Annotated in this window: 12 protein-coding genes and 2 pseudogenes; 7 read left to right on the forward strand and 7 right to left on the reverse strand. The window is 72.3% G+C overall.

What is annotated here, in order from left to right; translation table 11 throughout:
* Positions 1 to 252: 252 nt before the first annotated feature.
* Together FF36_RS23570 and FF36_RS23575 are read left to right on the forward strand one after the other, a co-directional pair.
* Entirely contained in the window at positions 253 to 2,379 is a 2,127-nt protein-coding gene (locus FF36_RS23570; protein WP_044887338.1) for a PKD domain-containing protein, read from the forward strand.
* Positions 2,380 to 2,381: 2 nt separating this feature from the next.
* A complete protein-coding gene (locus FF36_RS23575) occupies positions 2,382 to 3,155 on the forward strand; it encodes an SDR family NAD(P)-dependent oxidoreductase (protein WP_082122170.1) in 774 nt (257 codons plus the stop codon).
* Between the two features lie 84 nt (positions 3,156 to 3,239).
* Here the strand turns inward: FF36_RS23575 and FF36_RS23580 are convergent, their stop codons facing one another.
* Positions 3,240 to 4,103, reverse strand: a complete 864-nt coding sequence (locus FF36_RS23580) for a TauD/TfdA dioxygenase family protein (protein WP_044887339.1) — start codon at positions 4,101 to 4,103, stop codon at positions 3,240 to 3,242.
* Positions 4,104 to 4,240: 137 nt separating this feature from the next.
* The gene (locus FF36_RS23585) at positions 4,241 to 5,020 is read right to left on the reverse strand and encodes an SDR family NAD(P)-dependent oxidoreductase (protein ID WP_044887340.1); all 780 of its coding nucleotides are present in this window, start codon (positions 5,018 to 5,020) and stop codon (positions 4,241 to 4,243) included.
* 917 nt (positions 5,021 to 5,937) lie between these two features.
* On the opposite strand from FF36_RS23585, the gene FF36_RS23590 reads away from it, so the two are divergent.
* A complete protein-coding gene (locus tag FF36_RS23590) occupies positions 5,938 to 6,837 on the forward strand; it encodes a class II aldolase/adducin family protein (RefSeq protein ID WP_044887341.1) in 900 nt (299 codons plus the stop codon).
* Between the two features lie 366 nt (positions 6,838 to 7,203).
* Here FF36_RS23590 and FF36_RS23595 read toward each other — a convergent pair whose 3' ends face one another.
* The 3 genes from FF36_RS23595 to FF36_RS23605 all read right to left on the reverse strand — a co-directional run bounded on the left by FF36_RS23595 (position 7,204) and on the right by FF36_RS23605 (position 10,716).
* The gene (locus tag FF36_RS23595; protein ID WP_044887342.1) at positions 7,204 to 8,229 is read right to left on the reverse strand and encodes a hypothetical protein; all 1,026 of its coding nucleotides are present in this window, start codon (positions 8,227 to 8,229) and stop codon (positions 7,204 to 7,206) included.
* Complete coding sequence (locus FF36_RS23600; RefSeq protein ID WP_044887343.1) at positions 8,226 to 9,608, reverse strand: phosphotransferase; 1,383 nt, start codon at positions 9,606 to 9,608, stop codon at positions 8,226 to 8,228. Before FF36_RS23600 ends, FF36_RS23595 begins: the two co-directional genes overlap by 4 nt.
* Positions 9,609 to 9,798: 190 nt before the next feature.
* Positions 9,799 to 10,716, reverse strand: a complete 918-nt coding sequence (locus FF36_RS23605) for an SCO6745 family protein (protein WP_044887362.1) — start codon at positions 10,714 to 10,716, stop codon at positions 9,799 to 9,801.
* A gap of 474 nt (positions 10,717 to 11,190) precedes the next feature.
* Between FF36_RS23605 and FF36_RS23610 the strand changes: the two genes are divergently transcribed.
* Together FF36_RS23610 and FF36_RS23615 are read left to right on the forward strand one after the other, a co-directional pair.
* On the forward strand, positions 11,191 to 12,048 hold the full coding sequence (locus tag FF36_RS23610; RefSeq protein ID WP_044887344.1) for an SAM-dependent methyltransferase: 858 nt from the start codon (positions 11,191 to 11,193) through the stop codon (positions 12,046 to 12,048).
* A 394-nt stretch (positions 12,049 to 12,442) separates the two neighbouring features.
* Positions 12,443 to 13,621, forward strand: coding sequence for an ABC transporter substrate-binding protein (locus FF36_RS23615; protein WP_236706160.1), 1,179 nt, complete (start codon positions 12,443 to 12,445; stop codon positions 13,619 to 13,621).
* A 21-nt stretch (positions 13,622 to 13,642) separates the two neighbouring features.
* Here the strand turns inward: FF36_RS23615 and FF36_RS38850 are convergent.
* Both FF36_RS38850 and FF36_RS38855 read right to left on the reverse strand, forming a co-directional pair.
* Positions 13,643 to 13,984: pseudogene (locus FF36_RS38850) on the reverse strand (phosphotransferase family protein); the annotation flags it as partial.
* A gap of 220 nt (positions 13,985 to 14,204) precedes the next feature.
* Positions 14,205 to 14,932: pseudogene (locus FF36_RS38855) on the reverse strand (phosphotransferase family protein); the annotation flags it as partial.
* 398 nt (positions 14,933 to 15,330) lie between these two features.
* On the opposite strand from FF36_RS38855, the gene FF36_RS23625 reads away from it, so the two are divergent.
* Both FF36_RS23625 and FF36_RS23630 read left to right on the forward strand, forming a co-directional pair.
* On the forward strand, positions 15,331 to 17,370 hold the full coding sequence (locus tag FF36_RS23625) for a hypothetical protein (protein ID WP_044887347.1): 2,040 nt from the start codon (positions 15,331 to 15,333) through the stop codon (positions 17,368 to 17,370).
* 165 nt (positions 17,371 to 17,535) lie between these two features.
* The gene (locus tag FF36_RS23630) at positions 17,536 to 18,513 is read left to right on the forward strand and encodes an AAA family ATPase (protein WP_044887348.1); all 978 of its coding nucleotides are present in this window, start codon (positions 17,536 to 17,538) and stop codon (positions 18,511 to 18,513) included.
* The last annotated feature ends 1 nt before the right edge of the window (position 18,514 follow it).

Here is an 18,514-nt window from a genome sequence, read left to right on the forward strand (position 1 = left end):
CTTCAACCACCACACCCCAACGCCGGCCGGCCGAGGAAACATCGGCCACGCTCGGCCTGCCGGCTACCGTAGCGCCTGCCGCGCAACGGCCATCTGGCGGATCCGACTTGCGGCGCGTCCCTGCAGTGCGTCGACACGGCACCGGCAGGGGCCGCCGACAGGTGAACAGCGTTGACATGTCCGCGGATGGTCTGCGACGCTGCAGCTCCCACAGCCGGCGAGGCGCGAGGGCGACGAAGACGGAGCTGTCTCATGGGCGCTATCGATCTGTCCGGGTACAAGGTCACCGACGCCTTCTTCGGGGCGCCGTTCATCGAGGTGGACGAGGAGCGTGAGCGCCCGTCGCCGCACCGTTTCGTGCAGGGCGGCTTCGCGGATACCGACACGGAGTTCGCCTTTTACCTCCCGCCCGCCGAGTACTACACGGGTCGCATGTTCCAGCCGCTGGAAGGTGGCAACGGCGGCCACGCGGTCACTTTTGGTGGAGGCATTCTCGGCGAGATGTTCCAACGTATCGCCATGAGCGCCCGGCTGGGCGGCTACATGGTCGAGTCGAACCAGGGCCACAAGGGCGACGACTACGACCCGAAGGCCGGCGAGGATCCGACGCTCTACGGGCACCGAGCCAGCGCCGAGTCCGCGCGGTTATCCAAGTACGTCGCCGCCCAGGTCTACGGCAGCGCCCCTCATCACAGCTACGTCTGGGGAGGCAGCGGCGGCGGGCGGCGTTCCCCGCTCTGCCTGGAGAACGCGCCCGGGGTGTGGGACGGGTGCATGCCGTCGACCAGCGGCGGCGAGATCGCCGAGCCCGGTAACACCGAGCGGGTCAAGGCCGGCAGCATCATGTCGTTCGGCCAGATGTTCAACGTCCAACGGCTGCTGGGTCGCGACCGGATCATCGCCCTGGCGGACCGGATGGCGCCGGGCGGCAGCGGCGACCCGTTCGAGGGTCTCGGCACGCACGAGCGCGAGGAGCTGGCGTCGCTGTACCGGCAGGGGTTCCCCCGCGGCAACGAGTTCATGATCAGTGAGCCGATGGGCCAGATGTGGCTGTGGACCTCGCTGGCCGACGAGCTGCACCGCGAGGACCCGGACTACTTCGCGAACTTCTGGACGAAGCCGGGCTACGTCGGGCACGACTCCCCCGAGCTGGTCGAGGCCGACCTGATCCACCAGACCGGACGGGTCGTGCGCACCCTGTCGGCCCGCGACCTGAACGAGTCGGCCGACTTCGCCGGGCCCGAGTTCCAGACCATGCGGATCCTCGCGGCGATCGTCGGCGCGGGCGGCGAGGCGTACGAGTTCCCCTACGCCGTCGAGATCGAGGGGCTCAAGGGCGGCTACCGCGTCGGGACCGGCGTGCAGATCCTCACCGGGCAGGCCGCCGGGCGGTCGCTGTACGCCACCGGCGCGGCCGGAGACGTCTTCGCCTGCGACGGGCAGGGCGACGCGAACGTCCTGCGGTTCACCGGCGTCGAGCCGGGCGACGAGGTGCTCGTCGACAACCGCAGGTTCCTCGCCTACTGCTACTTCGCCCGCCATCACGTCACCGACGACCCCGCGTTCGCGCACCTGCTGGTCGACGGCCGGCCGATCTATCCGCAGCACCCCGTGCCGCGGATGTCCTCGCTGATGGGCGTCTGCTACTCGGGCCAGTACGAGGGCAAGGTGCTCTGGCTCCACCACACCCACGACTCGTCGGTCTGGCCCGCCTGGGGCACCCTGTACGACCGGGCGGTGCGCCAGGCCCAGGGCGAGGCGGGCGCGCGGCGGAACTTCCGGATCCGCTGGACCGAGTATGCCGAGCACGGCCCGTACGGCATGGTTCCGCCGGAACCGAACCGCGTGGCCGCGACCCGGCTCATCGACTTTCGCGGCATCACCGAGCAGTCGATGATCGACCTGATCGACTGGGTGGAGCACGGCATCGAGCCGAACGGCACCCACCACACCTTCGTCGACGGTCGCGTGCACCTGCCGGCGAGCGCGGCCGAGCGGGGCGGCATCCAGCCGGTCGCGTCGGCCGCGGCGAACGGCGGGACCCGGGCCGACGTCGGCGTGGGCGAGCCGGTGACCCTGACGGTCACCGCCGCCGTCCCGCCGGGCGCCGGACGGATCATCTCGATCGAGTGGGACTTCGACGGCACCGGCACCTACCCGTTCCGCCACGCGGAGATCGACGGCACCGCCGCCGAGCTGACGGTCTCGACCACGCACGTCTACGACCGGCCGGGAACGTACTTCGCCACCGCGCGGGTGACCTCCCACCGCACGGGCGACGTGCACGCCGAGCTGTGCCGGATCGAGACGATCGCCCAGGCCCGCACCGTCGTCGCCGCGGCCGCGGCCGCCGATGCCGATGCCGGGACGGGGGCCTGAGGGTGACGGGTTCGCTGGACGGCAAGGTCGTCCTGATCACGGGTACCGGCAGCGGTATGGGCCGGGCCGGGGCGCTGCGGTTCGCCGCCGCCGGCGCCACCGTCGTCGGTGCCGACCTCAACGCCGAGGGCAATGCCGAGACCGAGGCCCTGGTGACGGCGGCCGGCGGCCGGATGCTCGGCACGGCGCCGGTCGACCTCGGCGACTACGCCGCGTGCGAGCGCTGGGTCGATGCGGCCGTACAGGCCCACGGTCGCATCGACGTGCTGTGGAACAACGCCTCGGCGTGCGTGTTCGCCACCATCGACGCGATGACGGTCGAGCAGTGGGACTTCTCGATCCGCAACGAGCTGAGCATCGTCTTTCTCGTGACCAAGGCGGCGTGGCGGCACCTGACCGCCAGCGCCGGCCCAGACGCGCGGCCCGTGGTGATCAACACGGCGTCGGTGGCCGGGCACGGCGGTGGGCCGGGCGGGATCGCGCATTCGGCGACCAAGGCCGCGGTCCTCGCGATGACGCACGTCATCGCGGCCGAGGGCGCGCCGTACGGCATCCGCGCCGTCAGCATCAGCCCGGGCGCGATGGACACTCCGGGCTCGGCCGAGCAGCTCGCCCTGCCCGGCGCCCGGGAGGCGCTGCTGAGCCTCTCGCTGGTTCCCCGGCTCGGGGATCCGGACGAGGTCGCCCGGGCCGCGGTCTTCCTCGCCTCCGACGACGCCGTCTTCATCACCGGCACCGATCTGCTCGTCGACGGCGGCCTGACCAATCACGGCTGAGACCGGCGGCCTGGGTCGTCCGCTGTGACAGGGCGCCCGGCCGCCGGTCCGGACCTCGGCTTACAGATCGGCTTACAGGTCGGCTTACAGGTCGGCGTAGAGGGGCTCGTCGGCGATGAGGATGCGCTCAAGCAGGCGCGGCGTCGTTCCGTAGTTGCGGACCGCGTAGTGCACGGCCGCCCGGTTGTCCCAGAACGCGACCGAACCCGGCCGCCAGGTGAAGCGCACCTGGTTCTCCGGCTTGCGGTACTGGTCGATGACGGCGGTCAGCAGCTCCTTGCTTTCCGCGCGGTCGAGCCCGATGATCGTCGGCCGCTGGGTGAAGTTCACCCACGCGATCTTCTCGCCGGTCTCCCGGTGGATCCGGATGACCGGATGCGCGACCACCGGATAGTCATGCCCGCTGGCGTGCAGCGCGGCCCGGAAGTCGTGGGTGACGTGGCGGCCGTCGAGCCGCTCCTTCACCTCGTCGGACAGGCCCTGGTACGCCAGCGCCGCGTCGACCCAGATGGTGTCGCCGCCGACCTCGGGAAGCTGCACCGCCCGCAGCACCGCGCCCCAGGTCGGGACGAGCCGCCAGCTCGTGTCGGTGTGGTACGGGTCCCAGATGTCGTCGTCGGCCTGCGGGGTGTGCACCTTCGCGACCTTGTCGAAGTCGGCGGAGGAGATGCGGTGGATCGCGGTGGTGCGGGCGTCGGCCTTCGCCGCGCCCGGGTGCGTGTACAGGGGACCGAACTGCCCGGCGAAGTTCTCGTGCCCTTCCTGGGTCAGGTCCTGGTCCCGGAAGAACACGACCTTGTACTTGAGCACGGTCGCCTTGATCTCGTCGCGCACGGCGGGCGACAGCGGCTGGCTGAGATCGACGCCGTCGATCTCCGCGCCGATGGTGGGCTGCAGCGGCCGCACGGCCAGCGGCGACTGGACGGATGCTTCGACAACAGTGGTCACGGTCTGTCCCTTCGATCGGGTGTGTGCAGGTCGGTGGGGTGACGCGGGTCGGTGGGGTGACGCGGGTCGGTGGGGTGACGCGGGTCGGTGGGGTGACGCGGGTCGGTCGGGTGGCACAGGTCGGTCGGTGATGGCGGTCAGTAGTGAATGGGGCCCGGGGTGCCGCCGCCGGCGGCGATCGACTCGCCGGTCACGGCGACCGCGAGCGGGGAGGCGAGGAAGGTCACGACCGCGGCGACCTCGTCGGCGGTGACGGCCCGCCCGAGGGAGATGCGCGTCGCCGCGGCCCGGATCTGCTCGTCGGACAGCACGACGCTCCCGCCGTGGTCGGCGGTCAGGGTCAGCCCGGGGTGGACGACGTTGACGGTCACGCCGTGCGGGCCCAGCTCGTCGGCCAGGGTCTTGGTGAGGGCGGCGACGCCGACGTTGCGGATGGAACCGGAGGCGAGGCCGACCTGGCGGGCCGCCAGCCCGCCGATGTTGATGATCCGTCCCCAGCCCTGCGCGACGAAGTGCGGCGTGACCGCCTGCGCGGTGCGCAGGTAGCCGAGCACCTTGACGTTGAAGTCGGCGGCGGCGTCCGCGGTGGACAGGGCACCCACACCCCCCGGTCCGCCGGCGCCGCCGGGCCGGGCCGCGTTGTTGACCAGGATGTCGACGCCGCCGAGTTCGGCGACGGTGCTCTCCACCAGGGCCCGGACGGAGTCATCGCTACCGGTGTCGGTGACCACCGGGACCACCGTCGCACCGCCCGCGCCGGCGGACAGCTCGGCGGCGGCCGACTTCAGAACGTCGGCGTCCCGGGCGGCGATGACGACCTGGACTCCTTCGGCGAGCAGCGCGCGGGCGACCGCCCGCCCGATGCCACGGCTGCCACCGGTGACGATCGCTCGTCGGCCCGCAAGCTGGAGATCCACTCGTGCTCCCTGTCGGTTTGTCTGGTCGGTCGGGTGGCCCGTCCACCGCCGCGGTTGTCCGGGCGGGGGCGGATGGCTTGATTCGTGGGGGGAGGAGGAGGCCGGGTGCGCAAGGGAAGCCGGCCGCGGAGGCGAGGCTGGATCCGGGAACGAGGCTGGATCCGGGAACGAAGCCGGATGCGGAGGCGAGGCTGGCTGCGGAGGCGAGGCTGGATTGGGCCCGGGGTCGCGGCGCGGACCGTCCGCGGGACGAGGCGGACGACAGCGCGCCGCAGGCTGGGCGACACGCGCCGCAGGCGGGTGCCGGAGAACCGCGGGTGGGCGCCGCGGGCCGGCCAGGCGAGGTGGCCCGCCCCGGCGTCCAGCGCGGGCGGAGCCTCGCCCGGCGCAGCGAAGGCGCCAGGACGGAGGATCCGCCGGGACGGCCGCCGGTTACGGGTCGGTCGGAACTGACCGGGCGTTGGGGGTCGGCCTCAGCCTCGGCGAGCCGGACAGCTCGCGGAGGTGACTCGCAGCAGGTCGATGTGCTCGCGCCTGGTCAGGTAGGCGATCGTCAACACCTCCCCAACATGACCCCGGTTTGTCGATCGGTCAAGTAGGAAATAAAAGTGACACACATCACATCATGGCGACCCTTTGGGGGCACCAAGCCGTCGCCCTGGGGTGGATCCCCGGCTTGCCGCGGCGTGACACCATTCCCCTCGGGAAGCTTGACAATGGATTCGGCTCTGCCGCACAGTTGCGGCGCGCACCTGCTCCGGCGGCGAACCGCCGATACCTGCGCCTCGCGCCACGTGGGTTCTCCCGGCTGGGAGGACCTTTCCCGCGACACCCCTTCGCTCCTGGCACCGGCGATGACCTGGTGAGCCCGCGTCAGGCCGGTTCGCCAGTCATCGGGATGGAAGGACCAGACCGCCATGACGCTCTCCGCCCATGCCCCGGCCCCGCCGGACCCGGTCGCCGGAACCTCCGACGCCACGGCACCCCGCGCCACGGCACCCCGCGGGACGGCCTCCGAGGGCCGGCAGGGGAGCCCCTGGGCCGGGGTCTCCCCCGCCGAGGGCGGGGAATGGCCCCGTCCGGTGCCAGTCCGCACGGTCGAACAGGAGCGGCTGCACCGCAAGCAGAAGCTCGCGGCGGCGTACCGGATCTTCGCCAAGCTCGGCCTCGCCGAGGGTCTGGCCGGCCACATCACCGCCCGCGACCCCGAACTGACCGACCATTTCTGGGTCAACCGGGCCGGCCTCGACTTCAGCCGCATCACGGTGTCGAACCTGCTGCTGGTCAACGCGAAGGGCGAGATCGTGGCGGGGCGGCCGCCGTTGAACACGGCAGCGTTCGCGATCCACTCGCAGATCCACGCCGCCCGCCCGGACGTGGTCGGCGCCGCGCACACCCACTCGCCGTACGGCCGGGCGCTGTCCGCGCTCGCGGTGCCGCTGCATCCGATCTCCCAGGACGCGTGCGCCTTCTACCAGCAGCATGTCATCTTCGACGAGTACAACGGGGTCGTGTTGAGCGAGGAGGAGGGCCGGAAGATCGCCACCGCGCTCGGCCCGCACAAGCTGGCGATCCTGCGCAATCACGGCCTGCTCACCGTCGGCGCCAGCGTGGAGTCGGCGGCCGCCCGGTACATCGCCGCCGAGCGGGCCGCCAGGACCCAGCTCATCGCCGCGGCGGCCGGGCCGCTGCACATCCTGGACCACGAGACCGCCAGCTTCACCGCCGGCCAGGGGCGCAGCGACGACTCGGACCGCTGGGCCTTCGACGCCCTCTACGAGATCATCATCGAAGAGCAGCCCGACCTGCTCACCTGACAAGTTCCTGGCTCCCCCAACGGCGAGCCCCGAGACCCTTCCCGCCGCGGAACGTCCCGACCGCGGCGCGAGGCGTGGCTGCATGCGGCGCAACGCGCCCGTCTGGCCACCTCCGGACCTCCCCGCGCCCCGCCGCCGACGATCGCCGTCCTGGGGGAATGGGAGCAGGAAGATCCGCCGTACCGCGCCAGGTCCAGCACTCTGAATGACCGTGTCAAGCCGTCGGTCGAGCGGGTCGCGGGTCGCGGCGACGATCGCGGAGCGTGGCGGCGGCTGGCGGGGGTTCGGGGTGGATGCATGGGTGAGCGCCGAGGTGGTTCCTCTGGCGGGTTCGGCGTCCGATTTGTCCATAGCAAAAACCAGCGGTTACTCGTCGCGGGTTCTGGCGCCCTGTTCCCCGACGAGCCGGGGCAGGGTCGCGCCGGTGTCGAGCAGGCCGATCAGCCAGCCCGGCGTGGCACCCAGGTACAGCGCGTTGCACAGGACCGCAGCCGTGGCCGCCGCGGGGTCCTGGTTGATCAGCGCCACGAACGCGGCCAGGCCCGCCGCCTCCAGGCCGAACGTCAGGATCGAACTCCAGCGGATGGTCTCGGTGAAGTAGGCGTCGGTCCAGCCGTCCTGCGCCTCCCCGCCCCAGGTGGTGTTCCCGAAGGCCACCGCGTGGGCCCAGATATCCCGCAGGTCGGCCTGGCCGCCCGCGCCGACGATCACCTTCTCGTAGGCGTCCGGGTTGGCCGTGACGGCCCGCTCGAACGCCGAGCGCCAGACCTTCAGATAGTCGGGGGTCGGCAGGTCGTAGTCGACCCGCATGAAGTGACGTGCGTTGATGCGCACCGCGGCCGGCCTGGGCGTCCGGTGCGGGCGGCGCTGGCCGATCGGCGGGTCCTCGGTCTTCACCACCTGCACCCCGGCGTTGTAGGCGATGCCGTGGACGGGGCCCGACGGCGCGTCCTCCCGCAGGATCGAGGGCAGGATCTCCAGGCAGCGTTCGCCGCCGGCGCGTAACGCCTCGAGCCGCTGCGCCATCTGCGTGACGATGCCCTGCTCGACCTCGGCGAACGGCGGCGACAGGGCGATGCCGAGCCGCTCGATGACCGGCGGCATCCCCCAGTGCTCACGCAGCTCCAGGCCGCCCCAGTAGCTGGAGGCCAGGATCGCCCAGGCCTGCTCGCCGACGTCGTCGACGGCGACGGTGCCCTGCATGATCGGGCCGGACAGCCGGTCGGTCAGCCAGCCGTTGAGCCCCACCCAGTACGCCTGCGGGGTCGCCATCGTGGCCGCCGTGGGCGCGAACTCGTTGACGAGACGGTCCATGAGCGCCGGCGCGGCGGGCATCACCGCGGCCAGCTCCGCCAGCAGCGCCGGCCCGTCGCCGTCCACGTGCAGGGTCATGCGTGCCTCCCGGGCTGCCCCCCGGCCTGCCAGGCGTCGCCGGTGAGCGGTTGCAGACTGAGGTGGATGAGCTTCTCGTGCCGGGCACCCGTGCCGGCGATGAGGAACTGCTGGCGCTGCGTCCAGCGGTGGAAGTACTGCACCAGCGCAACATCGAGGTCCGGGGAGGCGCGCAGCACGAACTCCTCCAGCGCCGCCTCGGCGGTGGCGAGATCCGGCTGGCGGGCGCCGAGGAGCTCGGAGATCTCCTCGACGTCGGCGCCCTCCAGGTCGGCGCCGAACGCGTGGACGTGCTCGGCGAACCGGGTCACGGCCCGGGCGCTGTCCGCCCGGAAACCTTCGTAGGCGCTGGCGGTGGGCCATTCGTCGAGCAGCGCCATCAGGTTGGTGTAGGCGGCGCTCGCGTAGGACGACGGGCGCTGCGCGGGTGGTTCGACGGCGGGCAGCGGCGCGCCCGCGACCGCGGCGATGGCCTCGAGCGCCCACCGGCCGCAGCCGACGAGCCAGGTGAAGTACTCCAGCCAACTGTCCCCGGGGGCGGGGTTGCGGACGGAGTCCTCCCACTGGAACGGGGTCATCAGCGACCAGCCGGCGGTGTGGAACTCCACGGCGTCGCGGTCGATCCGCTCACCGGTCACGGCCTCGTAGCGCCGCGCGATCCGGCCGATGTCGCCAAGCGGCTCCTCGCAGTCGCGGCTGCGCATCGCGGCGAACTCGGCGATCGGGTCGCCGATGTAGGCGGCCTCGAAGTCGATCAGGCCGGTCATCCTGCCCTGGTCGAACAGGAACTGCGCCGCGTCGGCCTGGATGAGCGCCCGCTGCGTACGCCCGGCCGGGACATTGCGGCACAGCCACCGCCACATGAACTCGATCATCGGGCTGGGCGCGGTCTTGGCCCGGCGGTAGTTGCGCTCACCGGTGGCGTACATGTTCAGCGCCGCGGCCCGGTTGTCGGCCGGCACGGGCAGCCCGAGCGCCCCGAACTCACCCACGTCGATCGCGTGCATGCGGCACATGGCGTCGACGTACTGGTCCAGCACTGCGTCGCGTTCGCCGTCGTCGGACGCGGTGGCGAGGTTGACCCGGCCGGGCAGCCGGTCCATGACGATCGCGGGCGGGTCCTCGATCATCCCGTGGACCCGGGGAACGGGCACGCCGTGCCGGTGGAGCACCCGGTTGATGTCGGCCTCCTGCCCGAGAGTGATCATCTCCCGGAAGTTGCCGCCGCGGTGGCCGCGCACGTAGTACCTGCGCAGCTCCCCGTCGTTCGTCAGATCGGCGAACCAGGCGGCGCGCCACCGTTCCTGCCGCTCGAAGGCCACCACGGTGCCGTCGAGCTCCCGCTCCAACCAGGCCCGAACCCGCTCATCCTGGCTCACGACTCTCCCTCCCATGAACGTCCCGGCGAGGCTACGGATCCTTCCTGGTCGCACACCCCGATGCGCGGGCCTGGCACCTTCGGGCCGGCCCCGGGGGTCCCCTGCCGTCACCTCGATGTCCGAGCGTGCGGGGGACGAGATTCCCCCGGCGGCCACCGGCTCGGCGTCGGCCGCTATCTCACGACGGCCGCTACCTGGCGACGGGGCGGCGCAGCCTCGTGGCGAGGCCGGCGGCGCCGAGGGCGGCCACGACCTTGGCGCCGAGCTCGATCATGCGATCCATGCCCGCGTCGCCGATCGGCTCGTAGGCCAGCGCCGCGAGTTCGTCGGTCCGATCCTCGATCCAGCGCCGGCGGCGGCGCCCCTGCACCGTCAGCTCCGGCGCCGACTCCGGCGTCCCGGCCTCGGTCAGCCAGCCCCGGCGGCGCAGGCTCGCGACCGAGGCGTCCCAGGCCGCCGCGTCCCAGCGCCGGGAGTCACGCAGCGCCTCCCCCGGCCACCCCTCGTAGGCGGCGTGGACCACGAGCGCGTCGATGCCGCGCAACCCTTCGATGACGAGGCCGCCGATGTGCCCGTCGCCCCGGTGCTCGCGCAGCACCTTGGCGGCGTGCCAGATCACCAGAGGGTCCTCGCGCGGCCACGGCAGCGACGCGAGCCCGGCGAGCAGGGGTCGGCCCTCCCTGTTCGCCGCGGCGGCCTCCCCGGCCGCGCGCGCGAGCTCGGCCAGCTCGCCGAGTTCCGCCGGATCGATCGGCGCGAGCGCCGCGGCGAGCACCGGCGCGAACGCCGCCTGCTGCGCCGCGAGGATGGCCTCGGGTGACGCCTTGCGCCACACGGCCGGAATGACGCTGGCGACCAGCCGGGGATTGACGTTGTAGAAGGTCGCCACCACCACGTCGGCCGGCGCCGGTCCCAACGGCGCGGCGCGCGTCACCAGGTTCACGACCGCGACGTCGTCGAGCCCGAGGTCGAGTCGGTGCAGCGCCGCGTGGACGGCCTGGCAGAGCACGCCGGCGCCGAACGTGGGCTCGATGGCCAGCAGCGCGGGACGGGTGCGGGCCACGTCCAACCCGGCCGCTTCGCCGTCGGTCAGGATGTTCCGATCCATGATCACAGTCCTTCTCCTCTCGTCGCGCGGGAGTCCCGCCACAATGGCGACCTGACCCGCCGGGCACGAAGAAGCGGCCGGAAAATGATGTGCGCACGCGCGCCGGGCATCCGCCGAACGTACGGCGTCATTGTCGGGCGCGATATCGGTGTTCGACGGCCGCGCAGGGCCCCACATAACCTGCGTGTGACGTCCGGCGGCGTTAGGGAGAATGACGTCGGCGGACTATTCGGTCCGCATGGGCGCCGGACCGCTCGGGGGCCCGTCCGGGCTACTGGGCGGTCCGCATAAAGGCGGTCCGACGTCGGTCATGGCATTCGCAGGGCGAGGGGGAATGATGGTCACGGCGGCACCGTACCACTCTCCAGCCGCGCGGTGAACGGCGTTGACTTCCCCGCGTCTCGTGGACCCGCCGAGGCCGCTGCGGCTAGGGTGATTCGGGAGGGATCGTCCGGCTTTGAGGGGCAGGTTGCGGTGACCGAAGCGGAAGCAGGAAACGCCCCCGGCGGGCAGTGGTGGACCTCCCTGGCCGACGAACCCCAGCCGGCCGACCTCAGGACGGACGAGGCGCACTCCGCCCGCATGTACGACTACTACCTGGGCGGAAAGGACAACTTCCCGGCCGACCGGCAGGCCGCGGAACAGGTACTGGCCACGTACCCGAACGCCCGGAACGTCGCCCGGCACAACCGCGCCTTCATGATCCGCGCCACCCGGTTCCTCGTCGGCGACCGTGGGATCCGCCAGTTCCTCGACATCGGGACCGGCATTCCCACCTCCCCCAACCTGCACGAGGTGGCCCAGGAGATTGCCCCGGACACCAGGGTCGTCTACGCCGACAACGATCCGATCGTGCTCGCCCACGCCCGCGCCCTGCTGACCAGCAGCCCCGCCGGCCGCACCGCCTATCTCGACGCCGACCTGCGCGACCCCGGTCTCATCCTCGACTCCCCCGAGCTGGCCGAGACCCTCGACCTGACCCGGCCGGTCGCGCTGTCCCTCATCTCGATCTTCCCGTTCATCCCCGACGCCGACTCCCCGCTCGACATCCTCCGCACGCTGATCGATGCGCTGCCCTCGGGCAGCTACCTGGCCCTCACCCACGCCACCGCCGACTTCGATCCCGCCTTCGAGGCGTCGGCGTCGGCCTACCGCAGTCGCCGCATCCCCAATCAGCTCCGCAGCCGCGCCGAGGTGGAACGCCTGTTCCTCGACCTGGAACTCCTCCCCCCCGGCGTCGACCTCGTCCACCGCTGGTTCCCGGACCCCGCCCACGCCGACCTCACCGACACGGACGTCAGCGTGTACGGCGGCATCGCCCGCAAGGCGTAGCCCGCCTGCCCGGGCATGGCGCGGTTCCGCGGAACACCACGATCGCGCACAACAGGACAATCGCGACAATGAGGCGGGAAACGCGACACTCGACCCCGGCCGCGGAGCAGCTCTCCTCGTGTTCCGCTTCCAGCGGCGACAGCTACCACCGAATATGACTGCCCGTCATTGGCCCCGGATGCCGGCCTCGGTAATGTTGCCGCACTGATCAGGCCCGCGGCATTGATCAGTGCAGGATCGAGTGCACGGACGTTGAATCCGCCTCGACGGCGCCAGGTCCACGTCGCCGGCGGAGGTACCGTGCTGCCGCCCGATTGGCGCGCCGCCGCCTACGTCCGTCCCAGGGAGTCCCATGTTCACCTGCCGCCATTCGAGACCCCTGGCGGTGAGCGCCATGTTACTTCTGGTGGTCGCCGGTGCCGGCGGTTGCTCAACCTCCGGTGTGGCCTCGGCGTCCACCTGCGACACCCCGGGGGTGACGGCCGACCACGTCAACCTCGGCGTCCTCTACCCCGACACGGGAGCGGTCGCGAGCGCCTTCGGCGCCGTCCGTTCCGGCATCGACGCCCGGCTGGGCGTGGCGAACTCCACCGGCGGCGTCCACGGCCGCACGATCACCTATCAATGGCGGGACGACCAGGGCGCGGCCGCCACGAATGAGACCGCCGCCCGCGATCTCGTCGACGGCCAGGGTGTCTTCGGCATCATCGAGGCGACCCTCGCGGCGAGCGGCAGTGCGCAGTACCTGGCGGACCGGAATGTTCCGGTGACCGGCCTGGCAGCCGAGAAGGTCTGGTCGAACTACGGGAACATGTTTGCCTTCTCGTATGTCAGCGCCGCTCCCACCGACACCTACGGGCAGTTCGTGCGGTCCCAGGGCGGCAGCCGAGCGGTCGTGGTGCAGACCGCGCTGTCGACCGGCGTCTCGGACGCGGCGGCGAGATACGGGCGCAGTGTGGACGCTGCCGGTGTGCAGGTCCTCGACACACTGAACTACACCCCGGGCGCGGACAGCCCGCAGTCGGTCGCCCAGCGGATCGCCGCCCTCGATCCGGACACCATCATCAGCGTGATCCAGCCGGACGCTCTCATCGCGGTCCTCGACGCGCTGCGCGCCGCGGGCCGGAGCCCGAAGGTCGTGCTGTCCGCGAGCGGCTACGACCGGCGGCTGCTGCGCGCCTACGGCCCCCGGATCGCGGGGCTCGCCGTTCCCGTCTTCTACCGGCCCTTCGAGTCCGGCGGCCCGGCCCTGACCGCCTACACGACGGCGATGACGCGTTACTCACCCCAGATCAGCCAGCCGGAGCAGGACCTGGCCGTGACCTCCTACATCGAGGCGGACATGTTCGTCCGCGGCCTGGAACTCGCCGGCGCCTGCCCCACCCGAGACGGCTTCATCACCGCGCTGCGATCCGTGACGCGCTACGACGCGGGCGGTCTGATCAGCCCGATCAACATCAGGACCGGCCTCGGCAAACCGACCACCTGCTACTCCTTCGTCCAGGCCAACGCGAAGGGCAGCGCGTTCGACGTGGTGGCGCCGGATCTGTGCGGCAAGGAGCTCACCCCCTGAAGGCCCCGACGTCCCCGGTTCTCACAGGCTGGGCTGCGGGACGTCGCGGTGCCGCGTGATCCACGAGCCCGCCGGGCCGTTGAGCATGCGGGCCCGGTGAAGGCGACGGTGGAACAGCGCGACGAGCTCGGCGTCGTGGCGACCATCGTCGGCGAGGACGAAGTCCTCCAGCTCGTGCTCGCCGTCCGCCCACGACCGTGGGCGTCGTCCCACCAGGGCGGCGGTGTCGTCGAGGTCCGCGGCGACGACCGCCGCCCCGATCTCGTCGATCCGCTGCAGGTGTCGGGCGAGCCGCACGGACATGCGGTTGTGGTACCGCTGCGCGCCGGCGCCGAGGTCCTGCCCCTCGAGGGAGCGGGTCAGNTGCNGGTGNGCCGGCCCGTACGCCGACCCGACCGGCTCGGGTTCCGCGACCTCCNCCAGCTCGACCCCGACGNCGGTGGCGATTCCTTCGAGCGCCATCAGGTTGGTCTCGATGCACCAGTGCAGGTTGAGCATGTAGTCCGTGCCGGGCACCGGATCGGCGAGCACGGAGTGGAACTCGAGCTGGTTCGACAGGGCCCACAGAATGTAGTGGTAATGNACGGCCTGGAGGTCCACCGCGGTGCCGCTGCGTTCCTCATAGCGGCGCATGAGAGGGGCGAGGTCGCCCAGGGCGACGAACGGGCTGCGGACCCACATTCCCCCGAGATCCTGCAGGGGGTCGCCGACGTGCCCGAACTCCAGATCGAGCAGCGCGGTGATGCGTCCGCCGGAGTGCAGGAGCTGCCCGGCGTCCCAGACGATGGCCGACTCGCGGCCGCGCGAGTCGGGACGGTGCCGCGACAGCCACCCCAGCACGAACTCCTGGAAGGGGTCGGGCCGCTTCTTCAACTTCCGGTAGGCGGACTCCTCGAAGTGCCGCAGACCCACCGCGCCGGGATCCTCGCCGGCACCGGCGCGCACGATGCCCGCGTCCACGAACGGCGCCACGTCGAGCGCGTGCAGCCGGACGAGAATGTCGATGTAGTCCTCCATCGCCCGGCGGCGTTCGTCGTCCGGGACGCCCTCGAAGGAGTCCCGCCCCTCGACGCGCGCCATCACGTAGGCCCGCGGCTCCTCCGACCAGCCGTAGACGGCCGGCACCGGAATGCCGTGCTCCTGCAGGACCGACTGGAAGCGCATCTCGTGGCGCAGCGGGAACGCCGACGGCGAGTCGACCCGCTCGCCACGCACATACAAGGGCAGGATCTCGCCGTCGCGTTCGACATCGACCCACCAGGCCGGGCGCCAGCGCGCCTGCCGCTCGACGCGCACGACCTTCCCGCCCACCTCACGTTCCAACCAGCCCGTGATCCATTCGGCGTGCCCGTCACTACGGTCAGGCAACCTGGCCTCCCAGCGTCATCGCGGCCGGGACCCCTGTTCCCACGCCACACTCGTCACCGACCTGCCGCGGTATCTCGGTCTTCGGGCCGCACGCATGCGCAGGGCGGGGTACGAAGGTCAGCATGAACGTCGCGGCACCGGATGTCACGGAGATGTCACGGTCTCGGTGGAACTGCGGCTGTCCGGGCGAGCTTGCCGGGCGAGCTCGTCAGCGCCCTCGTCTCCGTCAGATATCCGACCGGGGCAACCGCGGCGTCGGGTCTGGCGCGGCACGGGATACGGGATCATTGGCAGAAGCGGCGGCGAGCCCCAGCCCCAGCCCCAGGCGGTGATGGACGACAGTGCGCAGGCCGATTGGCGTCCGTTCGACCGGCTCGATCTCGGTCGGGCTCGCTCTGGCGATGGCGGTGGCGACGCTGGTGGGCGTGCTGGGGACCAGCGCGGGCTCGGCGTTTCTGCCGGTCACGGACAGCGGTGCGTGGCTGTGGAGCACGGCGAAGGGGTGGGCCACCCACATCAACGGACCGTCCGGACGGCCCGACTTCAACGTCCCGGTGCCAGATACCCGCGGCCACCGGATCGAGCTCAGCCAGGATGGCGTCTCCGTGCTGGTCTCCGACCGCGACACCGGTGTGGTCAGCAGGATCGACCCGGCCGGCATGGGGCTGCTGTCCCGGCCCTTCGGCCACGGCTCGTTCCGGGTCGTCGCGCATGGTGGCACCGCCTATCTCGTCGAGGATGCGACCGGGACGGTGATGCGGATCGACCCGAAGACCCTCGACGTGATCGGGGCGCGGCTCGAGGTGAAGGCACCGGTCACCGGTGCCGGGATCGCCGACGACGACACGCTGTGGCTGTCCGTGGCGCGAAGCGGCGAAATGATCGCGATCCGCGACGGCAAGATCATCAAGCGGGTTCGGGTCGGCCGGCCGGACGGCGCGCTGGCGATGACCATCGCCGACAATCAACCGGTGGCGGTGGACGGCACGGCGCCGGCGCTGGTCCCGGTGGCGGTCGACGGCCCGCGCGCGCCGAGCGCGCTGCCGCCGCCCGCCGGCCAGGGCCGCCGGCTGCTGGTCGCGCCGTCGCTGGAGGGCAGGGTGGTGCCCGTGCTCGTCGAGGGGACGGACGTGATGTTCCTCGTCGATCTGGCGGCCGGGTCCGGTCCGCGGGCCGTGCGTACGGTGCGGCTGGTCGGGCAGTCGCCGGCCAGCCGGCTGGGCGCCCCGGTGATCGCGGGCGGCCGAGTGTACGTGCCGGACGACGGCACCGGACAGGTGCTGGTGTACGACCGCGACCACCAGCGGTTCGAGGAACCGATCCGGATCGCGGGTGGCCCCGGGCTGCTGACCCTGTTCGTCCGCGCCGGCTCGGTGTGGATCAACAACGCGGACGGCTCCCAGGCCGTCTCGGTCGGGCCGGACGGCCGGCGCCACCAGGTGGACAAGTACGCCCCGGGCGTCCCGGAGCCGGCCCGCAGCGCCGATCCCCACCTCCCCCAGCCGCCGCAGGTCGCCACGAACGCGCCGCGCGTCGTCGTGCCGCGCGTACCGCCGTCGCGCCCGCCGGCGACGCGGGTACCGGCGGTGCGGCCACCCCCTGCCTCCCGGCCGTCGACGCCGGCGCGGGTCCCACCCGGCCCGCTGCCCGGGCCCGGCCCGATCGTTCCGCCCTCGCAGCGGCCCCCGAGGACGCCGCCCGCGACCGCGCTCCCGCCAGGGCCCACGGGGCCGCCACGGACGGCCCAGCCACCGCCGGCGACGACCCCGCAGCAGACGCCACCCGCGCAGCCCGTGCCCGTTCCGCCGCCGCCACCGGCCGCGCCCGGGGTACCCGGCGTGCGGGCGGTCGCCGCCGCCGGCGCGATCACCGTCACGGTGACGGCACCGGCGGCCGGCGGACTGGTGACCAGCTACGCGCTGACCACGAACCCGGGCGGGACCCGCACCCTGACCGCGCCGGGCACGGTCACCATCGCGGTGGCCGGGTGCGCGACCGCGACCGCCAGCGCCACCGCCACCGGTCCGGGCGGCACGTCGGCGAGCTCCGCCACCGCGCAGGCGGTCGGCTGCGTCCCCCCGGGCGCGGTGCGCAACATCGCCTCGGCCGCGGTCCAACCTCCGACCAACAGTCCGGGGGACATCCGGGTGACCTGGGACCCGCCGGCGGACACCGGCGGCGGCGCCCTCGACTACGTGGTCACCGTCCACTACTCCACGATCAACGGAGTGACGCCGCAGGACCAGATCGCGGTGGTGACCGGGACGAGCTACGAACGGGGGAGGGCCGCCGGCCGCGACCCGTACTCGCGGATCAGCGTCGCCGCGCGCAACGCGGCCGGCACCGGGCCCGCGGTCGTCGGCTACACGCCGGGCGGGTGACCGGCGGGTGGCCGGCACGCGGCCTGACGTGCATCCGACAGCCGTGGGACAGCCCGGCACCAGCAAACCTCCCATCGCCGCCACCTCCGGCCGGCTAGTCTGGGACGAAGCGTGGCAATGAAGACACGGATCGTGCAGCCGCCGTGACGCCCGCGAGGGGGGATCGTGCCAGAACGCCAGGACGACGCCGGCTGGGGGGACTTCGCCGCGGCGTTCCAGGCCGTGGTCGACAATGTGGGGCTGGTGATCCGCGGCAAGACCGACGCCGTCTCCCAGGCCCTCACCTGTCTGCTCAGCGGCGGCCACCTGCTGCTGGAGGACGTCCCCGGGCTCGGTAAGACGTCCCTGGCCCGGGCACTGGCCGCCTCCGTCGAGGCGAGCTGCCACCGGGTCCAGTTCACCCCGGACCTGCTGCCGTCCGACATCACCGGGGTGACCGTCTACCACCAGGGTTCCGACGCGTTCACCTTCCACGAGGGCCCGGTGTTCGCCCACGTGGTGGTCGCGGACGAGGTGAACCGGGCGTCCCCGAAGACGCAGTCGGCGCTGCTGGAGGTGATGGAGGAGAACCGGGTCACCGTCGATGCGGTGAGCCACTGGGTGCCCCGGCCGTTCTTCGTCGTCGCCACCCAGAACCCGGTCGACATGGATGGCACGTACCCGTTGCCGGAGGCGCAGCTCGACCGGTTCCTCATGCGGGTGCGGGTCGGCTACCCCGACCGCGCCGCCGAGCTCGCGATCCTGCGCGACCGCCGGTCCGGGCTGCGGGTCGAAGACCTCCAACCGGTGCTCACCACCGACGACGTCCTGGCTCTGGTCGCGCTGGCGGCGCAGGTGCACGTCGCGGACAACGTCAGCGGCTACGTCGTCGACCTGGTGACCGCCACCCGGTCGCTACCCGGCCTGCGGCTGGGCGCCAGCCCCCGCGGCAGCATCGCGCTGCTGCGGGCGGCGCAGGTGCAGGCCGCCGCGGCCGGCCGGGCGTTCGTGATCCCGGAGGACGTGCAGCGACTCGCGGCCCCCGTCCTCGCGCACCGGCTGCTGGTCACCCCGGACGCCGAGCTTCGGGGCTACACCGGCGAACAGGCGGTCGCCGAGGCCCTGGCCGCCGTGCCGGTGCCCCGGACACTCACCGGGGTCTGAC

Source organism: Frankia torreyi, from assembly GCF_000948395.1.
Lineage (GTDB): Bacteria > Actinomycetota > Actinomycetes > Frankiales > Frankiaceae > Frankia > Frankia torreyi.

Bases quoted from the DNA above. Each gene is read 5' to 3' on its own strand.
- FF36_RS23615 (WP_236706160.1), top strand. From the start codon at position 12,443: ATGTTACTTCTGGTGGTCGCCGGTGCCGGCGGTTGCTCAACCTCCGGT.
- FF36_RS23595 (WP_044887342.1), bottom strand. From the start codon at position 8,229: ATGACCCTGCACGTGGACGGCGACGGGCCGGCGCTGCTGGCGGAGCTG.
- FF36_RS23590 (WP_044887341.1), top strand. From the start codon at position 5,938: ATGACGCTCTCCGCCCATGCCCCGGCCCCGCCGGACCCGGTCGCCGGA.
- FF36_RS23605 (WP_044887362.1), bottom strand. From the start codon at position 10,716: ATGGATCGGAACATCCTGACCGACGGCGAAGCGGCCGGGTTGGACGTG.
- FF36_RS23570 (WP_044887338.1), top strand. From the start codon at position 253: ATGGGCGCTATCGATCTGTCCGGGTACAAGGTCACCGACGCCTTCTTC.